The organism is Bacillus sp. FSL R5-0416, assembly GCF_037975425.1.
Taxonomy (GTDB): Bacteria; Bacillota; Bacilli; order Bacillales; family Bacillaceae; genus Bacillus; species Bacillus subtilis.
Map to the genome: position 1 here is coordinate 586,059 of NZ_CP150252.1, position 16,045 is coordinate 602,103.

The window sequence follows — 16,045 nt, forward strand, 5'->3', positions numbered from 1 at the left end:
ATGTTGAAGCGAAGGCACGATATCCAGGAGTAGGAGTAAGATTTGTTCTAATCTTACTCCTTCTTCTTATTTTGAAGCAGCTCGATTCCCCATTGCAATCGAGATGCGGTTCCAACTGTTTATTTGATTAATGATCAGAACAAGGTCAACATATTGTTTTTCATCATAATGTTCCCGCACCCGATGATATAGCTCATCAGGAACCCTTTTAGATGGAATGAGCGTGATGTGTTCAGATAGTTCGAGAGCCGCTTTCTCTTCAGGTGAGTAAAAATCACATTCATTCCAAGCATGTAAACAGTAAATTCGCTGTTCAGTTTCTCCCATTTTGCGGGCATCGGACGTATGCATATCTATGCAGAAGGCACAGCCGTTCATTTGAGAGACTCTGATTTTGATTAGTTCTCTCGTCGTTCGGTTAATTGAGGATTGTTTCGTGTATTTCTCCATATCCATCATGATTTTCATACCTTCAGGTGCAATCTCATAGTAGGACACTCTTTGACTCATAAGGCAAGACTCCTTTCCATAGAATACCTAGATTGTATCCCGGTATTGATCATTTTACCAATGTGCGGTTTGAATGACAGCTGTATCACCGTCTTTTGGAAAGAAGTTTCTTTGAATAAAAATAAGGGTAGCCAGCAATGATGAGTGGAGCTGCTAATGCAAGCAGTATCCATGAGCCTGATTGGCTGTCTCTAGTGACTCTAATGAATATATAAGTACCGATCAGAAAATATAATAAAGCACCTAGAAACCAATACATGTTCAATCCTCTTTTTCCTTGCTTTTTGGTTGCGCATTTTTGTCTGTCATATGGCTTAATCGATCAGGGTTCTGATTTTTTAATACCTTCTCAGTCCGGATTCCTTTTCTCTTTAATGATAAAATTGTGAGATCAATCGATTTCAATGATGATCATTCCTTCAATGAATAGTAAGTTCCTTATGATTTTAAAGGTAAATTTGAAAAGATAAAACGTACATAGAGGCAGAACGTTCATGTACGTTTGGGCAATGATCACTTATTGGAAACTCTAATGTTTCCCTGCACCTGATATTGTTGTGTTCCTTCTCTTCCTATAAAATGATTGGATACATGTATGTTTGCACGTTGAAATATGGGTTCGATTTTCATGAATCTCTATTCGGTGAAACAGGTAAAGGAAGTGGATAAGGTTTGCTTATAAGGAATCCTTTCAAAGATAAATATTACTCACATGATAGGCGGGCATTAAACATGCTTGCACTCAGAGTGCCGGGCCTGGCTTTTATTCTCATGATCTATATAGCCTCTATCGTGCTGCAATTTGTTTCTGGGGGCTGGTCCATTTTATTGCTTTATGCGTTTACCATATTAATCGCCATTTTTGCTTTGCTTCATTGGCACTCATATCGCTGGGTTAAGAAAAGAGTGATTCTGTATTTCGCGGTACAAGGTTTGATCACCTTTGCACTTGCTAATCTCATGACTGGCTTCTTTATACTTGTGATTATCGGCCTTTATGCATTTTTAATTGGACAAATTATAGGAATGGCAGACAGAAGAAGGACTTTTCTCATTCTTTATCTATTGCTGCTGCTGGTCATAAATTCGGCGTATCACCTTCATAAAGGTGAAGTTTTGCATTTTATTGTTATTGCTGCGCCGATCATGATTGTCATCATCACTTATGCCGCAACATTTTTTGCCCAAGTCGATGAAAAAATAAAAGCTCAATTGACTCTTGAAAGGCTGGAGCTGGCTCATCAGCAGGTAGAACAGCTGACGCTGCAGAACGAAAGACAGCGGATGGCCCGAGACTTACACGATACGCTTGCTCAAGGTCTTGTCAGTTTAAATATGCAGCTGGATGCGATTCATGTTTATCTCGCCAAAGGCAACACAGAGAGAGCGAAGGAAATCATACAACAATCGATGAAAAGAGTAAAAAGCACATTAGCTGATGCACGTTCAGCTATTGACGATCTCCGCAGCAAATCAGAAGAAATCGGTGTTTTAAAAGAAAGAATTACCTCGCTAATGGATCATTTTATAGAGTCGACAGGCATGGCTTGTTTATTAGATTACAGATTGCACCAGGTGCTGGATGTGCGTACAGCTGAAAACTGTTATTACATCATTGGAGAATGTATGACGAATGCGGCAAAGCATGCTGAGGCGAAAACAATCTGGATATCCATTTGGGATGATGAAAAGGGAAGGCTCCATTTAACAGTTAAGGATAACGGCAAGGGATTTGATGTTGAAAAAGGAAAGAAAAAGAGAGGACATTATGGGCTTCTTGGCATACAAGAACGTGTCAGGGCAATAAATGGCCAATTCAATATCAAGAGTACAAAATTGAAAGGAACACAAATTGAGATCACTGTACCAATTCAGGGAGAGATGCAAGATGAATAAGGTTTTAATCGTTGATGACCATCTTGTCGTGAGGGAAGGTCTGAAGCTTTTAATTGAAACGAATGATCAATACACCATTATAGGAGAGGCGGAAAATGGAAAAGTCGCAGTCCGTCTTGCAGATGAATTAGAACCGGATATCATTCTGATGGATTTGTATATGCCGGAGATGAGCGGGTTAGAGGCCATTAAACAAATAAAAGAAAAACACGATACCCCCATCATTATTTTGACTACATATAATGAAGATCACTTAATGATCGAAGGAATTGAATTAGGAGCGAAAGGATATCTGTTAAAGGATACGAGTTCAGAAACCCTTTTTCACACAATGGATGCAGCGATCAGAGGAAATGTGCTGTTGCAGCCTGATATCCTCAAACGTTTGCAAGAAATCCAATTTGAGCGGATGAAAAAGCAGCGCAATGAGACGCAGCTGACAGAAAAGGAAGTCATTGTTCTAAAAGCAATTGCTAAAGGTCTTAAAAGCAAAGCGATTGCCTTTGATTTGGGCGTCTCTGAGCGAACAGTAAAGTCCAGATTAACGTCCATTTACAATAAATTAGGCGCGAATTCAAGAACTGAGGCAGTAACGATTGCCATGCAAAAAGGTATTCTGACAATAGACAACTAAACTGGATATTTGAAAATTGCCCAAACGTACATGCCCGAATGTACGTTTTTTTCATTTCATTGTCAACTACAATGAGAAAGAATGTGATCAAGCAATGTGTTGAAAGGAGATTATCATGTCAAAAATGTTATATACATTAGGAGGATGGGTTGCTCGCAATCGCATAAAAGCAATTTGTGCGTGGATCGTTGTGTTAGTTGCTGCGATAGGCCTTGCAGTCACCTTGAAACCAAGTTTTTCTGAGGATATGTCCATACCCGACACACCTTCGGAAAAAGCGATGGATGTGATTCAGAAAGAATTTCCTCACGGTCCTGATAAAGGGAGCATACGGGTTATTTTCGGTGCTGGTGATGGGGAGAAACTTACTGGGAAGCCAGCAAAAAAAGCAATAGAAGATACGCTCAAAGAAATCAGTAAAGATGATTCTGTTGACTCGATTGCAAGTCCTTTTGTGACAGGGACAATCGCGAAAGATGGCACAGTTGCCTATGCTGATATCAAGTATAAATCATCAGCAGATGATATAAAGGATTACTCTATCAAACACTTAAAAGACAGTTTGAAAATGGCTGATGATGAAGGATTGCAAACTGAGCTAAGCGGAGATGTACCGGGAGCCGAGATGGAGATAGGCGGTGTCTCTGAAATTGTCGGCATTATCTTGGCTTTTGTCGTTTTAGCCATTACATTCGGTTCTTTATTAATAGCAGGTTTGCCGATTTTAACTGCACTGATTGGTTTAGGTGTAAGTATTGGACTGGTTTTGATTGGGACACAAGTATTTGATATTGCTTCCGTCAGTCTTTCATTAGCCGGAATGATTGGCCTTGCTGTTGGTATTGATTATGCTTTATTTATTTTTACGAAACACCGCCAGTTTTTAGGCGAAGGCATACAAAAGAATGAATCAATTGCGAGAGCCGTGGGAACAGCGGGAAGCGCAGTCGTTTTTGCCGGACTTACTGTTATCGTTGCACTTTGCGGATTGACTGTCGTTAACATTCCTTTTATGTCTGCGATGGGGCTGACAGCAGGGCTTAGTGTACTGATGGCTGTTTTGGCTTCAATCACACTTGTGCCTGCGGTCTTATCGATTGCAGGGAAGCGGATGATTCCGAAATCAAACAAGAAAATAGAAAAACAAAGCACTGAAACAAATGTCTGGGGACGCTTTGTCACCAAAAATCCTATCATGCTAAGTGTATGCAGCATTCTGATTTTGATCGTCATTAGTATCCCATCTATGCATTTGGAACTGGGCTTGCCTGATGCTGGGATGAAAGCTAAGGATAATCCGGATCGCCGGGCATATGACTTGCTTGCCGAAGGCTTTGGAGAAGGATTTAATGGCCAATTAACAATCGTAGCGGATGCCACAAATGCTACAGAAAATAAGGCGGAGGCTTTCGCAGATGCAGCGAAAGAAATAAAGGGCTTAGACCATGTAGCAAGTGTCACCCCTGCAATGTCTAATAAAGAAGGGAACTTTGCTATCATTACTGTCGTTCCGGAAACAGGTCCAAATGATGTCACAACGAAAGATTTGGTACACGATGTACGCAGTTTGTCAGATAAAAACGGAGTAGATTTGCTTGTTACTGGATCGACTGCAGTGAATATTGACATTTCAGATCGATTGAATGATGCGATACCGGTGTTTGCTGTACTTATTGTTGGCTTTGCGTTTGTATTGCTGACCATCGTTTTCCGTTCGCTGCTTGTGCCGCTTGTTGCTGTTGCAGGTTTCATGTTGACGATGACAGCCACTCTTGGAATCTGTGTATTTGTCTTGCAAGACGGGAATCTCATCGACTTTTTCAAAATACCTGAAAGAGGGCCGATACTCGCGTTCCTGCCGATTTTATCGATTGGGATTCTGTTCGGGTTAGCCATGGATTATCAAGTATTCCTTGTCAGCAGAATGCGTGAAGAATATGTAAAAACAAAGAATCCAGTACAAGCCATTCAGGCTGGATTAAAACACAGTGGTCCTGTTGTTACAGCAGCCGGCTTGATCATGATCTTCGTTTTTGCAGGATTTATCTTTGCAGGCGAAGCTTCTATTAAAGCCAACGGATTAGCACTTTCCTTTGGTGTGCTCTTTGATGCCTTTATTGTAAGAATGACACTGATTCCAAGTGTCATGAAGCTGATGGGGAATGCAGCCTGGTATTTGCCGAAATGGCTGGACAAGATGATTCCGAACGTGGATATAGAAGGGCATCAACTGACAAAGGAAATACAGCCAGAAATAGATCATGAACAAAAGAAGCAAATCATGTAATAGAAAAAGCAGATCTTTTATGATCTGCTTTTTTGTTAAATAGTTAAAGTAATAGCATTAAAACCGCAATCCAAATGCATGAATCACAAAAATCACAACAGGAGGGATCAAGAGGGAAGGCAGCAAATTCAATGTTTTGAACTTCTTGATTCCAAGAATGCTTAGACCTGAACTGAGGATGAGTATGCCACCCACAATGGTGATTTCATTAATAAGGTCTGTATTGATTGCGCTCTCCATTACTTTAGCAAATAAATAGATGGAGCCCTGCCAAACAAATAATACAATGGCAGCAGCTGCTATTCCAAAACCAAAAGTTGAAGCGAGCACAATAGAGGTGATCCCATCTAACATCCCGTTTGTCAGGAGGTATGTATAATCTCCATGCAAAGCGGCTTCAACAGGGCCCAATATTGACAGCGAACCTATACAAAATAATAAGACCGCAGTAGATAAGCCCTCTGCTAAATTGCTTTTAGAAAATTTGTTCACCAGCTTGTTGAATCGTAATTCTAAATTGATGATCTGGCCTAGCAAACCTCCAATGGCTAAACTCACAATGAATAGAATGGGGTATTTACTATCAGGCAAATGCTGTGTAATGGCGTTGATCCCCAGCGCGACTGCAGCGAATCCCATTGCCTGCATCAAAATATCCTGGTATTCATCTTTAATGCCTTTTTTGAATATCCCCCCGATTATGCTTCCTGCAATGATCATCACTGTGTTAAAAATCGTTCCAAACATAAGCTTTCTCCTCCAAAAATCATTCCTGCATAAAAAATAAACCCTCTAGTTAGTAGAGAGTCAAGGGAGATCAAAACATATTCATGAGATTATTTGATGGGCAGCAGGATTTCAGTCACATAATTATCTAGGTTATTCGTAATGCCATAATCAATGAGTGTGATTTCGATTGAGTCCCCTGCTACCTCATAATGATGTTTTTTCATATATGCCAGTAATTTTTTGTAGTATGGTTCGGCTTCTGGATGTGACCCTTTAAACCGAATTTGCAGATATTCTCTTGAAGGAAAGATGATTTCTGAAGAAGTTTTTTCATTTTCATCTTCAAGAATCATAAATATACTGGAATATTTGTCAAACTGTTTTGCTTTCACATTTGCTGCAGAAATGGATAAACCGATCTTGCCTATGAATATATCTTCGTTTACATTCAGGTGGGTTCTCAATTCAGCTAACGAATGTTCGATATCATGGCCGAGAACATATTCATGCTGCAAGTAAGCCACACGCATTGCGGGAAGTTTGATTTTTGAAATTTGATGTAACGGCATGTTAACGGCATCTTCTATATGTGTGATGCGCCGGGAGATCTTTCGTTCAATGCGTTCCAATTCTTTCTTTTTGCGATCAATTTCAGCCTGCTGGCTTTTTAGTAAATGAAGAAGAGTGTTTGTATTTTGAGAGTTATAAAAATCAAGAAGCTTATTGATTGGCAGGCCTAGGGCCCTCAAATACTTGATGGTATCAAGCCGCTCAAACTGTTGGGTAGAATAATATCTATAGTTCGTTTGCTCATCTTTATATTCCGGTTTCAAAAGGCCGATGTCATCATAATACCGAAGAGCAGAGATTTTCACATTGAATAACTTTGACACTTCTCCAATCGAAAAAAATTCCTTCATTCTAACAACCTTTCTGTCCCTATGATTGATATACATCCACATTATATAGTACGGCGAGTACTAAAGGTAAAGTTTGCAGCATAAAGAAAAAACTCCTTCTAAAAAGGAGCTTTTCATTCTTCGAAATAAGGATTCACATGGATGAGCACTTCTTCTACATCTGAAAACTGTCTTTTGATTTCATTTCGAATTTCGCGGGCAATATCGTGTCCCTGCTTAATTGTCAAATCATGATCCAAAGATAAACGGACATCAAGCAATTTATAGTGGCCATGTTCTCGCGCGCGGATTCTATCAATTCGTTTTACTTGATCACATTGAAAAATAACAGCTTTATATTCCTCTATCAGCTCGGGGTCAACACTCTTTTCCATGAGCACATCAACAGACGGCCTGATTAATTCCATTGAAATCTTAAAAATGAGGTAAGCAACGATTGCACTGGCAATGGCATCGGCGTACAACAGATAGGGCCATCCGCGGGTGTTTCCGATGATAGCCAACAGGACGCCGATAAAAGCGGCAAGAGAGGCAACGATATCGCCTTTGTGATCGTACGCAATCGCTATAATTGCTTTGCTGTTCCATTTTTCCCCTTGCTTTATAGAATAACGATATAAGATTTCCTTAGCCACGTACGAAATCAGAGCCGCAAACAATGCGCTGTATTGGGGAACGCTTGGCCCTTTAACAAAGGACAGAATCGCTTCTATGAGGATATAAACGGATACGATCACTAAGATAATTCCTACAATCGCCTCACTAATGACTTCAGCTTTTCCGTGACCAAAAGGATGGTCTTGATCGGGCGGTTTATTGGAAATGCCGATCACTGCCAAGACTGCAATCGAAGCAACGACATCTGCCGCGGAATGTATTCCGTCTGCAAACACGGCTTCACTATCGCCTACCAGCCCAAAAAAGACCTTTCCTGCCATTAAGATCAGATTGGCGATCAATGCAATCAAAGCAACTTTTCTGCTTATTTGTTCTCTTTCACTTGCCATTTTTTCCTCCTATAAAACTGCACAAAAAAATAGGAGTGCTCTATATACGCTCTCCGTATCCTTTCCTGTGTAATCACTTTGCTTATCATACCAATTCAATTTCGAGTGGGTCTATAGCAACGTTGTTTCCTGTTTACTAATAAATAAGGTGACAGAAAAAAAGTTGGAGCTATGCTAAAAGGTCATAAAGCAAACAAATGAGTTCTTATGTAACAACAGTGATGATTCGCTATTAAAATGCTGCCGTCAGTGAAAAATTCCCACTAATTTTCAAAAACCTCTTGACATGAGAGGATCTGTATTTTACTATTATCTCATATTCAAGATATTTTAATTTGAGATATTTGGTCGAAAAGATCAGCGATCAAGCGCAACTCTAAGTGTTCAATCCGTTGTCATTTCTTTTACACAATATTCAATATGGATTTTTTATAATATAATATCTCGAATTCGAGATAAAAGGGAGTGTATCGTAATGGCTGAATTTATACAGTTAGTCAATGAAAGACGATCTGCAAGCAATTTTCTTTCAGGTCATCCAATCACAAAAGAAGACCTCAATGAAATGTTTGAATTGGTTGCATTGGCGCCATCGGCTTTTAATTTGCAGCATACAAAATATGTTGCGGTTCTTGACCAGGACGTAAAAGAAAAGCTGAAGCAGGCCGCAAACGGACAATATAAAGTGGTTAGCTCATCTGCGGTTCTCTTGGTATTAGGGGATAAGCAGGCATATCAACAAGCGTCCGATATCTATGAAGGTTTAAAGGTATTGGGGATATTAAATAAGCAAGAGTATGACCACATGGTGCACGACACTGTTTCGTTTTATGAAAACAGGGGAGAACAATTTAAGAGAGATGAGGCGATAAGGAATGCTTCACTTTCTGCGATGATGTTTATGCTGAGTGCTAAGGAAAAAGGCTGGGATACCTGCCCGATGATCGGCTTTGATGCGGAAGCCGTAAAACGGATTTTGAACATAGACGCCCAATTTGAGGTTGTCATGATGATTACGATTGGAAAAGAAAAAACAGAGAGCAGAAGACCTCGCGGCTACCGGAAGCCTGTGAATGAGTTTGTTGAGTATATGTAAAGGAGCGGATAAAAATGGCTAAAAAAACGATGGGAATTCATCATATTACAGCGATTGTCGGTCACCCTCAAGAGAACACAGATTTCTACGCAGGAGTGCTTGGGCTTCGTTTGGTCAAGCAAACTGTCAATTTTGATGACCCAGGTACGTATCATCTTTATTTTGGGAATGAAGGCGGGAAGCCGGGAACAATCATTACCTTCTTTCCGTGGGCCGGAGCCCGCCAAGGCGTCATTGGAGACGGTCAAGTTGGTGTGACTTCGTATGTCGTGCCGAAAGGGGCTATGGCATTTTGGGAAAAGAGACTAGAAAAGTTCAACGTTCCATACACCAAAATCGAGCGCTTTGGGGAACAATATGTAGAATTTGATGATCCTCATGGACTGCACTTAGAAATCGTGGAAAGAGAAGAAGGAGAGGCTAATACGTGGACTTTCGGAGAAGTAACGCCCGATGTTGCCATTAAAGGTTTTGGGGGTGCAACCCTATTATCAGCGCAGCCTGACAAAACCGCTGACCTTTTAGAAAACATCATGGGGCTGGAGCGAGTCGGCAAAGAAGGGGACTTCGTTCGTTATCGTTCCGCCGGTGATATCGGAAATGTGATTGACCTTAAGTTAACGCCTATTGGCCGCGGGCAAATGGGGGCCGGAACGGTGCATCACATCGCTTGGCGGGCTAACGATGATGAAGATCAGTTAGATTGGCAAAGATATATTGCTTCCCACGGATATGGTGTAACTCCTGTTCGGGATAGAAACTATTTTAATGCCATTTACTTCAGGGAACATGGGGAAATCCTGTTTGAAATCGCAACTGATCCCCCGGGCTTTGCACATGATGAAACACAGGATACAATGGGCGAAAAACTGATGCTGCCTGTGCAATATGAACCGCATCGCACACAAATTGAACAAGGGCTGCTGCCGTTTGAAGTAAGAGAGTTAGATTGATTTGACACATAAAAAATAAAGAAACATATATTCAATTGATGATTGCTGGATACTGTCAGCAAAGAATTAGATAAAATCAAAGATGAGGAGAGATACAAATGGAAGATGCAGGACTGTTGCTTATTCGTATAATGATTGGTGTGGTGTTTTTGTTTTATGGCACACAAAAATTATTCGGCTGGTTTGGCGGATACGGGATTAAAGGAACCGGACAATGGTTCGAGTCAATTGGGGTGAAACCAGGAAACGTTGCGGCCGCTCTATCAGGTCTTGGGGAGTTAGTAAGCGGAATTCTATTTATTTTAGGCGTATTCCTCCCGCTTGGAGCTGCTATCATAACGATCATTATGTTAGGTGCCATCGTAAAAGTCCATGGAGCGAAAGGTTTTGCGAATGGCGCGGGAGGTTTTGAATATAACCTGGTGCTCATTGCAGTTTCCGTAGGGGTTGCACTCATCGGTTCAGGAGCTTACGCTTTGCATTTTTAATAAGAAAGTATGTAAGAACAGTTGCTGCTTGTCAGTAACTGTTCTTTTGTTTTTACATTTTCCGGCAAGCTTACAGGTACTCTGCAAAGCAAAAAAGCGGATATCATAAATAAAAATCTGTATAGTGAATGATACGTATTGATGAGCTTGGTCATGAAAAACAGACCTATTTGAAGGAGTAAATGGATGAAAGAGATGACAGAATTACATTCATTAGTTTCTATAGAAAATTTTATCAAACAGCACAAATTCAGTTTTATTTATATATCAAGGCCTGGCTGTACAGTATGTCACGCAGTTCTGCCCCAGCTCAGAATAGTATTGGATCAGTTTCCAAACATCAAATTGGGGCATATCAATGCTGACGATGTAGCAGAGGTCGCCGGCAGATTTTCAGTTTTCACCGTTCCTGTGCTTCTTTTGTTCATTGATGGGACTGAGTTTCTAAGAGAAGCCCGTTTTGTTCATTTTGAACAGCTTGAACAAAAGTTGAAAAGGGTTTATCGATTATATGAAGGCGAATAAAGAAATAAGGCAAAAAAAAGAACTCAAATGGGTTCTTTTTTTTGCATCAATTTATTCTTCACTAGGCGAAGAAGGGTTATCAACCTGCCCTTGATCACTTGTATCATTATCACAACTTGCTGAAATAATAATTGAATGAGAAGGAGAATAATCTCCTAATGTGAAATTAACTCCGTAATTTTTGCTGTTCGCAGTATGGCTGTTTTGCAAGTTTTGTCCGATATCTGTATTGGCGTTTTGTGTCATTCCATTTATCGTGAGATTTGAGATGTTGATTTGAGATCGCATGCTTCAAAAACTCCTTTCACTCAGAAGTAGCCGTCATAGAGGACGCTGGCAGTCTATTTACTTCTATTGTATTGCGTTTTTATATCATTGCATCAACATAATGGTAAAAATAATAGCGAGTGAATGAGTCTTTTGAAGATGATCAACCTATCAGCAGAAATAAAGCCGCCTGATAAAGAGGCGGCAGATCGTTATATGTCATCTATGAATTTGATGTATCGTTTTTCGTTTGCCTAAAGGATAGAATGGTCGTTTTTAATGATGAGTAGGAGCCTATAGCAGCGTAGCCATAAAACCAGCCCATAAATACGCCAGAAAAGAGGCTGTGTCGATGGCTTATGAAAACAGAAATGACAAGGCCTGTTATTAAGGCAACTGATGGTACAAAAGTTTTGGGGATTTTCAATAATATTTTGAGGATTTGGGTTATCAGTATGATGATTGGAACAGCTATCACAGCATCCCAAAAGTTTGTGTGAATAATTGGAAAATCCATACGGCACCTCATGAAGTGTTCATTTCTTATGTTTACGCTAAAAGCTTGGAAAGCAGTTCTTGGACCGCATTTGTAACATGTAGGGCTTGATTGGCGGAGCTTGTTTGGCTTAAAGCATTGGATTCAAAAACCAAACCTGTATTATTCCCTCCGGAACCATCTGTCTCTTTAGAAACAGAGAAAGGGCTGATGGAGAATGCAAAACCGTTATTAAAAATGCTGTTTCCGGATATCGAATGAATATATACTGGGAATTTCATCATTCATCTCTCCTCTCTGTTATGACTGTTTATACAATATGGTGTGTGAGCAGCAATTGCTTAAACAAAACGGCAAAAACATTCAGCGAGAGACAAAAACCTGCAAAATTCCACAAGTGCCTGTTAATGCAGTTTTTTTGGGATGTTTTTTTTATTCTTTTTACCAATTTCATCAAAAATATTCTGATTGCTAGACAAATGGGCTTGTCCGTCCTTATTTATGAAATCCGGGTGAATGAGTTTTTTCAGATCCCTGACTGTTAAGGGTTTGGCGTCATCAGTTAATTCTATTCCTAATTGCCCGTTTGCCTCTAATGTCGCAATTTTGACATCTTGTATAGCCGTAACGCCGTGAAGCCTTAGATGCATTTCAAGTTGATCAACTGTAAGTCTCATCTTCTTTAAGTTTTCGATATGAAGCTGTCCGTTTTCAATAACAACTTTTGCTTTTCCGGTCAACATCTTTTCAATGAAGTTCGATCTCATTTGGATCCATTCTATTACGATGAGTGTTATTGTGAAAATTGCCGCCGCAATTAATGTTTTGAAGAGGCTGTACTTGATGATTGGCTGCACGATAATAGTTCCGATTGAAATCATGACAACCGTTTGAGTTGAAGGCATTTGTGCGATTGATTTCATTCCTGAAACTCTCAGCAAAATGACTCCGGCTACAATGAGAACAAGAGAGATTCCCAAGTGAAATTCATGTTACCACCTGACCAATGATGAATTAGCTTTGTCATGGGACTGGCTTTCCTTCCGGGCAATCGCAATTTAATATATCCGAAAGGCAGTTTTTCATTCTGTCCTAAACCGAACATTATTTTTGGTATAGATGGATATATTAAGCCAAACAATGATAGCAGCAGGAGTTTTTTGGGCGAAACAATCTGGGAAGCGGGGAGCGCCATAAGATGATTGAACTTGAAGTTGTCATTAGAACGGTTGCCAGCTTTGGCTTGCTGTTAATCGCAGAACGAATTTTAGGCAAACAGACAATCTCTCAAATGACGATTTTTGATTTTATTGCGGCGATCACACTAGGGGCGATTGCTGCCGGATTAGCTTACAATACTTCAATAAAACCGCACAATATGGCCATTTCGTTTAGTATTTTTGTGCTAACCATTTTTCTAATTTCGTTTCTGTCGATAAAGAACAGGAAGCTGAGGAAATTTTTTGCCGGAGATCCAACAGTGCTGATTCAAAACGGGAAGATACTTGAATCAAATATGAGGAAAATGCGTTACACACTTGATTATTTAAATCAGCAATTACGGGAAAAAGAAATATTTAATATCGAAGAAGTTCTTTTTGCCATTCTTGAAACGAATGGTCAGCTGACTGTGTTAAGAAAACCGCAATTCCGGTATGTGACCAAACAGGATTTAATGATTGCGGTAAACCAAGAACACAGGCTTCCGATAGAGCTTATTATGGACGGAGAAATCATTGAGAATAATTTAAAGCAGAATCGTTTGACGGAATCCTGGCTTTTGGAGGAATTGCGAAAAAGAGACATAAAGGTGAAAGAGACCGTGTACGCAGTGCTGCTGGGTAATGGGGATATTTATGTGGATCAATATAAAGACCATATATCAGTCCCTATGGATAAGGAATGAAGGAAAATCAATCTTAAAGCCCCTTATTGAACGCAATGGTTCCAACTTGTCTTGGGTACGAAATGTGCAGAAGCCCGTTTAACAGCTGAATCTGTAACAAATGAGATTCAGTGGCTTCGGGAAGCTGAATGATTCGCTCAATTTCTCCGTAATACCGTTCACGCAGCACTTCCATTTCGGCTGGAAAAACAGGCGTGATCGTTCCTTTGATCAGCAGCTGGGTTTTAGATAGTAAACGGATCGTTAATTCTTCCTCATACACACCGGGCATTTCCACAATGATAAAATTATCTTCTTCATCTTGATAAAAGTCGTAAACGAGCGTATAGGTGTTGGTATTAAAAAATTGTTCCGGGGCTTTATACTTGAGCACATTTGTCCAAAAGTCATTTTGCTTATATTCATTTGTAATCTCAAGCCACTTTCTCATTTTTTCGAGATCCATCTAGGATCCTCCTTAAATTTGGTTTGAAATCGGTGCAGAAGGGTTTCCAATTTGGTCTTGATCACTGATATCAGTATCGAGGTTCCCAGTATTTAAAAGAGAAGAAGAAGGCGAAAAATCCCCTAGAGAAAAGTTTGCCCCAAAGTATTTGCTGTTCGCTGTATGGCTGTTGTGTACGGTTGGACCGACATCAATATTTCCGTTTTGTGTGACGCCGTTCACCTTAATATTTGCGATGTTAATTTGGTATGGCATAGCGAAACTCCTTTTAATCTAAAATTGGCGGTACTGGAAGCGGAGGAGCATTCATATTGGTAGTATCAGAGTTTCCGAGTTCTGTCTGATCGTTGACATCAGGATCATTTAAGAAGTTTTCCATGATTGATTCTGCAGGTGATGTATCACCGAAAGAGGAGTTGATCCCTTGGGATTTATTATTTGCGGTATGGCTGTTATGCGCGGCTTCACCTATTGTAATTGAACCATTGCCCGAAATGCTGTTGATCTTTAAATAATATAGGTTGATTATTGTAGACGGCATCCCATCACACCCTTCCATCATTCTGTACAGTACATTATGCGTTGCTGCACCCAATTGTTCCTTGCATTTGCGGGCAAAACTCTATCTGGCCCTGGAGTGATGCTCGTTAGAAAAAAGAATAAAGTTTGTCACAGCCTGAATGTCAATCTATTTGGCAAATACTTATCAGTTGAATGAAAAGCCATTGAATATAGTAATCAATGAATTGATTCAGTTATTCGAAATACATGAGACCCTTTAATAAAGGAAGCTGGCAAACAGGATCAGTTTGAAATCATTGACAATGAAGCTAATGCCATGAAATAATACTCGTGAGTAACATTACTTGCGAGTATTATTTTTGGGGGTGGTCCTCGTTGAAAAGCAAAAAAGGACGTAAAGGAGAAGAAAGCCGGAAACGGTTACTCAAAGCTGCCGCTAATGAATTTTCGATTCGGGGATTCCATGACGCGAAGGTAAGTGAAATTGTGAAAAAAGCTGGGTTCACGCAGCCTTCATTTTACCTGTACTTTCAAAGCAAAGAAGCCATCTTTGCCGAGTTAATAACCGATTTTCACTCTCGAGTCAGAAAGCTGACAGAGTCACTTCTTCTGGAAAACGGATTAAACACGGAGGATGTATCAAAACGGGTACTGCTAGCTGTAGAGACTGTTTTTCAATTTTTGGCTGAGGACAAGGATTTAACCAAGATCGGCTTTTTTCTCAACCCGGAAGCACAACAAATGAAAAAAGACTTGGCGATGGTTTTGAAAGAGAACTTAGAAGCAGAACAGCGGCTTGGCTATTTTCACTCTGAACTGGATATGAAAACTGTCGCTGAGTGTTTGATCGGCATGATTGAACATTTAACCGATTCATTTTTGTTAACCGGAATCAAAGATCCGGCAAGCCTCGCAGCAGAGGTTGTGAATCTTTTAATATACGGGATGCTTCCGAAAGGGAATGACGTAAGATGATATCTATTATTATGAAAGTCAGTTTGGCAGTTTTTATGTTTGCGGGAGGCATCATAAAGGTAAGCCGTGTTCCCTTTCAAGTTGAGCATTGGCGGCATTATCAATATCCATTATGGTTTCTGACTGTTACCGGCATTCTCGAAATAGCCGGGGCACTTTCTATGACTGCGGGAATTTGGAATCGGTATGCAGCGATTGGAGCAGGTATTCTGTTTGTCGTTCTCATGGCGGGAGCCATTCATGCGCATATGTTTCGAGCAAGACAATCGGTCATCATGGCGATACCAGCGATGATCTGTTTGATTGTTTCTATCATGATCATCATGGGGAGTTACACGTAAGCTTTACACTAATGTTTAAGAACAAGCCCATTTGCAGGAAATCTCCTT

22 protein-coding genes and 1 pseudogene are annotated in these 16,045 nt (G+C 40.2%); 10 read left to right on the forward strand and 13 right to left on the reverse strand.

The window, feature by feature from the left end; all coding sequences use genetic code 11:
• Window positions 1–66: 66 nt before the first annotated feature.
• The 3 genes from NYE20_RS03070 to NYE20_RS03080 all read right to left on the reverse strand — a co-directional run bounded on the left by NYE20_RS03070 (window position 67) and on the right by NYE20_RS03080 (window position 915).
• The gene (locus tag NYE20_RS03070; RefSeq protein WP_014475936.1) at window positions 67–510 is read right to left on the reverse strand and encodes a carboxymuconolactone decarboxylase family protein; all 444 of its coding nucleotides are present in this window, start codon (window positions 508–510) and stop codon (window positions 67–69) included.
• 85 nt (window positions 511–595) lie between these two features.
• Window positions 596–775 (reverse strand): hypothetical protein, encoded by a 180-nt coding sequence (locus NYE20_RS03075; RefSeq protein ID WP_010886421.1) that lies wholly within the window; start codon window positions 773–775, stop codon window positions 596–598.
• Complete coding sequence (locus tag NYE20_RS03080) at window positions 772–915, reverse strand: hypothetical protein (protein WP_014478971.1); 144 nt, start codon at window positions 913–915, stop codon at window positions 772–774. The genes NYE20_RS03075 and NYE20_RS03080 overlap by 4 nt, the downstream gene beginning before the upstream one ends.
• Window positions 916–1,182: 267 nt before the next feature.
• On the opposite strand from NYE20_RS03080, the gene ydfH reads away from it, so the two are divergent.
• The 3 genes from ydfH to NYE20_RS03095 all read left to right on the forward strand — a co-directional run bounded on the left by ydfH (window position 1,183) and on the right by NYE20_RS03095 (window position 5,327).
• The gene (gene ydfH, locus NYE20_RS03085; protein ID WP_080474524.1) at window positions 1,183–2,406 is read left to right on the forward strand and encodes a two-component system sensor histidine kinase YdfH; all 1,224 of its coding nucleotides are present in this window, start codon (window positions 1,183–1,185) and stop codon (window positions 2,404–2,406) included.
• Window positions 2,399–3,040, forward strand: a complete 642-nt coding sequence (gene ydfI, locus NYE20_RS03090) for a two-component system response regulator YdfI (protein WP_003244318.1) — start codon at window positions 2,399–2,401, stop codon at window positions 3,038–3,040. The genes ydfH and ydfI overlap by 8 nt, the downstream gene beginning before the upstream one ends.
• A 115-nt stretch (window positions 3,041–3,155) precedes the next feature.
• On the forward strand, window positions 3,156–5,327 hold the full coding sequence (locus tag NYE20_RS03095) for an MMPL family transporter (RefSeq protein ID WP_339184492.1): 2,172 nt from the start codon (window positions 3,156–3,158) through the stop codon (window positions 5,325–5,327).
• 57 nt (window positions 5,328–5,384) lie between these two features.
• Here NYE20_RS03095 and NYE20_RS03100 read toward each other — a convergent pair whose 3' ends face one another.
• The 3 genes from NYE20_RS03100 to mneP all read right to left on the reverse strand — a co-directional run bounded on the left by NYE20_RS03100 (window position 5,385) and on the right by mneP (window position 7,983).
• The gene (locus NYE20_RS03100; RefSeq protein WP_070548617.1) at window positions 5,385–6,074 is read right to left on the reverse strand and encodes a DUF554 domain-containing protein; all 690 of its coding nucleotides are present in this window, start codon (window positions 6,072–6,074) and stop codon (window positions 5,385–5,387) included.
• Window positions 6,075–6,163: 89 nt separating this feature from the next.
• On the reverse strand, window positions 6,164–6,976 hold the full coding sequence (locus NYE20_RS03105) for a MerR family transcriptional regulator (protein WP_032727134.1): 813 nt from the start codon (window positions 6,974–6,976) through the stop codon (window positions 6,164–6,166).
• Between the two features lie 113 nt (window positions 6,977–7,089).
• Window positions 7,090–7,983 (reverse strand): manganese transporter MneP, encoded by an 894-nt coding sequence (mneP, locus tag NYE20_RS03110; protein ID WP_014478979.1) that lies wholly within the window; start codon window positions 7,981–7,983, stop codon window positions 7,090–7,092.
• Between the two features lie 475 nt (window positions 7,984–8,458).
• On the opposite strand from mneP, the gene NYE20_RS03115 reads away from it, so the two are divergent.
• The 4 genes from NYE20_RS03115 to NYE20_RS03130 all read left to right on the forward strand — a co-directional run bounded on the left by NYE20_RS03115 (window position 8,459) and on the right by NYE20_RS03130 (window position 11,045).
• Entirely contained in the window at window positions 8,459–9,079 is a 621-nt protein-coding gene (locus NYE20_RS03115) for a nitroreductase family protein (RefSeq protein WP_339184497.1), read from the forward strand.
• A 14-nt stretch (window positions 9,080–9,093) separates the two neighbouring features.
• Window positions 9,094–10,032: a ring-cleaving dioxygenase gene (locus NYE20_RS03120; RefSeq protein WP_014475945.1), complete on the forward strand. Its 939-nt coding sequence runs from the start codon at window positions 9,094–9,096 to the stop codon at window positions 10,030–10,032.
• 98 nt (window positions 10,033–10,130) lie between these two features.
• Window positions 10,131–10,520 (forward strand): DoxX family protein, encoded by a 390-nt coding sequence (locus NYE20_RS03125; RefSeq protein ID WP_014475946.1) that lies wholly within the window; start codon window positions 10,131–10,133, stop codon window positions 10,518–10,520.
• A 186-nt stretch (window positions 10,521–10,706) separates the two neighbouring features.
• A complete protein-coding gene (locus NYE20_RS03130; protein WP_070548620.1) occupies window positions 10,707–11,045 on the forward strand; it encodes a thioredoxin family protein in 339 nt (112 codons plus the stop codon).
• A 51-nt stretch (window positions 11,046–11,096) separates the two neighbouring features.
• Here NYE20_RS03130 and NYE20_RS03135 read toward each other — a convergent pair whose 3' ends face one another.
• The 4 genes and pseudogenes from NYE20_RS03135 to NYE20_RS03150 all read right to left on the reverse strand — a co-directional run bounded on the left by NYE20_RS03135 (window position 11,097) and on the right by NYE20_RS03150 (window position 12,799).
• Window positions 11,097–11,333: a spore germination protein gene (locus tag NYE20_RS03135; protein WP_003244342.1), complete on the reverse strand. Its 237-nt coding sequence runs from the start codon at window positions 11,331–11,333 to the stop codon at window positions 11,097–11,099.
• Between the two features lie 202 nt (window positions 11,334–11,535).
• Window positions 11,536–11,829, reverse strand: coding sequence for a hypothetical protein (locus NYE20_RS03140; protein ID WP_041517676.1), 294 nt, complete (start codon window positions 11,827–11,829; stop codon window positions 11,536–11,538).
• Window positions 11,830–11,861: 32 nt separating this feature from the next.
• Entirely contained in the window at window positions 11,862–12,092 is a 231-nt protein-coding gene (locus tag NYE20_RS03145) for a spore germination protein (protein ID WP_070548621.1), read from the reverse strand.
• Window positions 12,093–12,212: 120 nt separating this feature from the next.
• A pseudogene (locus NYE20_RS03150) lies at window positions 12,213–12,799 on the reverse strand (DUF421 domain-containing protein).
• 207 nt (window positions 12,800–13,006) lie between these two features.
• Here NYE20_RS03150 and NYE20_RS03155 point away from each other — a divergent pair.
• On the forward strand, window positions 13,007–13,714 hold the full coding sequence (locus NYE20_RS03155) for a DUF421 domain-containing protein (RefSeq protein WP_070548622.1): 708 nt from the start codon (window positions 13,007–13,009) through the stop codon (window positions 13,712–13,714).
• Between the two features lie 13 nt (window positions 13,715–13,727).
• Here the strand turns inward: NYE20_RS03155 and cotP are convergent, their stop codons facing one another.
• Genes cotP through NYE20_RS03170 form a run of 3 tightly spaced genes read right to left on the reverse strand, consistent with a single transcriptional unit; the run spans window position 13,728 to window position 14,700 of the window.
• Window positions 13,728–14,159, reverse strand: a complete 432-nt coding sequence (cotP, locus tag NYE20_RS03160) for a spore coat protein CotP (protein WP_046160102.1) — start codon at window positions 14,157–14,159, stop codon at window positions 13,728–13,730.
• A gap of 12 nt (window positions 14,160–14,171) precedes the next feature.
• Window positions 14,172–14,414: a spore germination protein gene (locus NYE20_RS03165; RefSeq protein WP_014475957.1), complete on the reverse strand. Its 243-nt coding sequence runs from the start codon at window positions 14,412–14,414 to the stop codon at window positions 14,172–14,174.
• 13 nt (window positions 14,415–14,427) lie between these two features.
• Window positions 14,428–14,700 (reverse strand): spore germination protein, encoded by a 273-nt coding sequence (locus NYE20_RS03170; RefSeq protein WP_021481644.1) that lies wholly within the window; start codon window positions 14,698–14,700, stop codon window positions 14,428–14,430.
• A gap of 356 nt (window positions 14,701–15,056) precedes the next feature.
• Between NYE20_RS03170 and NYE20_RS03175 the strand changes: the two genes are divergently transcribed.
• Together NYE20_RS03175 and NYE20_RS03180 are read left to right on the forward strand one after the other, a co-directional pair.
• Entirely contained in the window at window positions 15,057–15,656 is a 600-nt protein-coding gene (locus tag NYE20_RS03175; RefSeq protein WP_070548623.1) for a TetR/AcrR family transcriptional regulator, read from the forward strand.
• Window positions 15,653–15,997 carry a DoxX family protein gene (locus NYE20_RS03180; protein WP_038827542.1) on the forward strand — a complete coding sequence of 115 codons (345 nt, stop codon included), beginning with the start codon at window positions 15,653–15,655 and terminating at the stop codon, window positions 15,995–15,997. The genes NYE20_RS03175 and NYE20_RS03180 overlap by 4 nt, the downstream gene beginning before the upstream one ends.
• The last annotated feature ends 48 nt before the right edge of the window (window positions 15,998–16,045 follow it).

Coding starts and splice junctions, on each gene's coding strand:
- NYE20_RS03125 (WP_014475946.1), top strand. CDS start 10,131: ATGGAAGATGCAGGACTGTTGCTTATTCGTATAATGATTGGTGTGGTG.
- NYE20_RS03070 (WP_014475936.1), bottom strand. CDS start 510: ATGAGTCAAAGAGTGTCCTACTATGAGATTGCACCTGAAGGTATGAAA.
- NYE20_RS03115 (WP_339184497.1), top strand. CDS start 8,459: ATGGCTGAATTTATACAGTTAGTCAATGAAAGACGATCTGCAAGCAAT.
- NYE20_RS03120 (WP_014475945.1), top strand. CDS start 9,094: ATGGCTAAAAAAACGATGGGAATTCATCATATTACAGCGATTGTCGGT.
- NYE20_RS03130 (WP_070548620.1), top strand. CDS start 10,707: ATGAAAGAGATGACAGAATTACATTCATTAGTTTCTATAGAAAATTTT.
- NYE20_RS03165 (WP_014475957.1), bottom strand. CDS start 14,414: ATGCCATACCAAATTAACATCGCAAATATTAAGGTGAACGGCGTCACA.
- NYE20_RS03100 (WP_070548617.1), bottom strand. CDS start 6,074: ATGTTTGGAACGATTTTTAACACAGTGATGATCATTGCAGGAAGCATA.
- mneP (WP_014478979.1), bottom strand. CDS start 7,983: ATGGCAAGTGAAAGAGAACAAATAAGCAGAAAAGTTGCTTTGATTGCA.
- NYE20_RS03140 (WP_041517676.1), bottom strand. CDS start 11,829: ATGGATTTTCCAATTATTCACACAAACTTTTGGGATGCTGTGATAGCT.
- ydfI (WP_003244318.1), top strand. CDS start 2,399: ATGAATAAGGTTTTAATCGTTGATGACCATCTTGTCGTGAGGGAAGGT.
- NYE20_RS03180 (WP_038827542.1), top strand. CDS start 15,653: ATGATATCTATTATTATGAAAGTCAGTTTGGCAGTTTTTATGTTTGCG.
- NYE20_RS03135 (WP_003244342.1), bottom strand. CDS start 11,333: ATGCGATCTCAAATCAACATCTCAAATCTCACGATAAATGGAATGACA.
- cotP (WP_046160102.1), bottom strand. CDS start 14,159: ATGGATCTCGAAAAAATGAGAAAGTGGCTTGAGATTACAAATGAATAT.
- NYE20_RS03155 (WP_070548622.1), top strand. CDS start 13,007: ATGATTGAACTTGAAGTTGTCATTAGAACGGTTGCCAGCTTTGGCTTG.
- NYE20_RS03105 (WP_032727134.1), bottom strand. CDS start 6,976: ATGAAGGAATTTTTTTCGATTGGAGAAGTGTCAAAGTTATTCAATGTG.
- NYE20_RS03170 (WP_021481644.1), bottom strand. CDS start 14,700: ATGCCGTCTACAATAATCAACCTATATTATTTAAAGATCAACAGCATT.
- NYE20_RS03095 (WP_339184492.1), top strand. CDS start 3,156: ATGTCAAAAATGTTATATACATTAGGAGGATGGGTTGCTCGCAATCGC.
- NYE20_RS03145 (WP_070548621.1), bottom strand. CDS start 12,092: ATGATGAAATTCCCAGTATATATTCATTCGATATCCGGAAACAGCATT.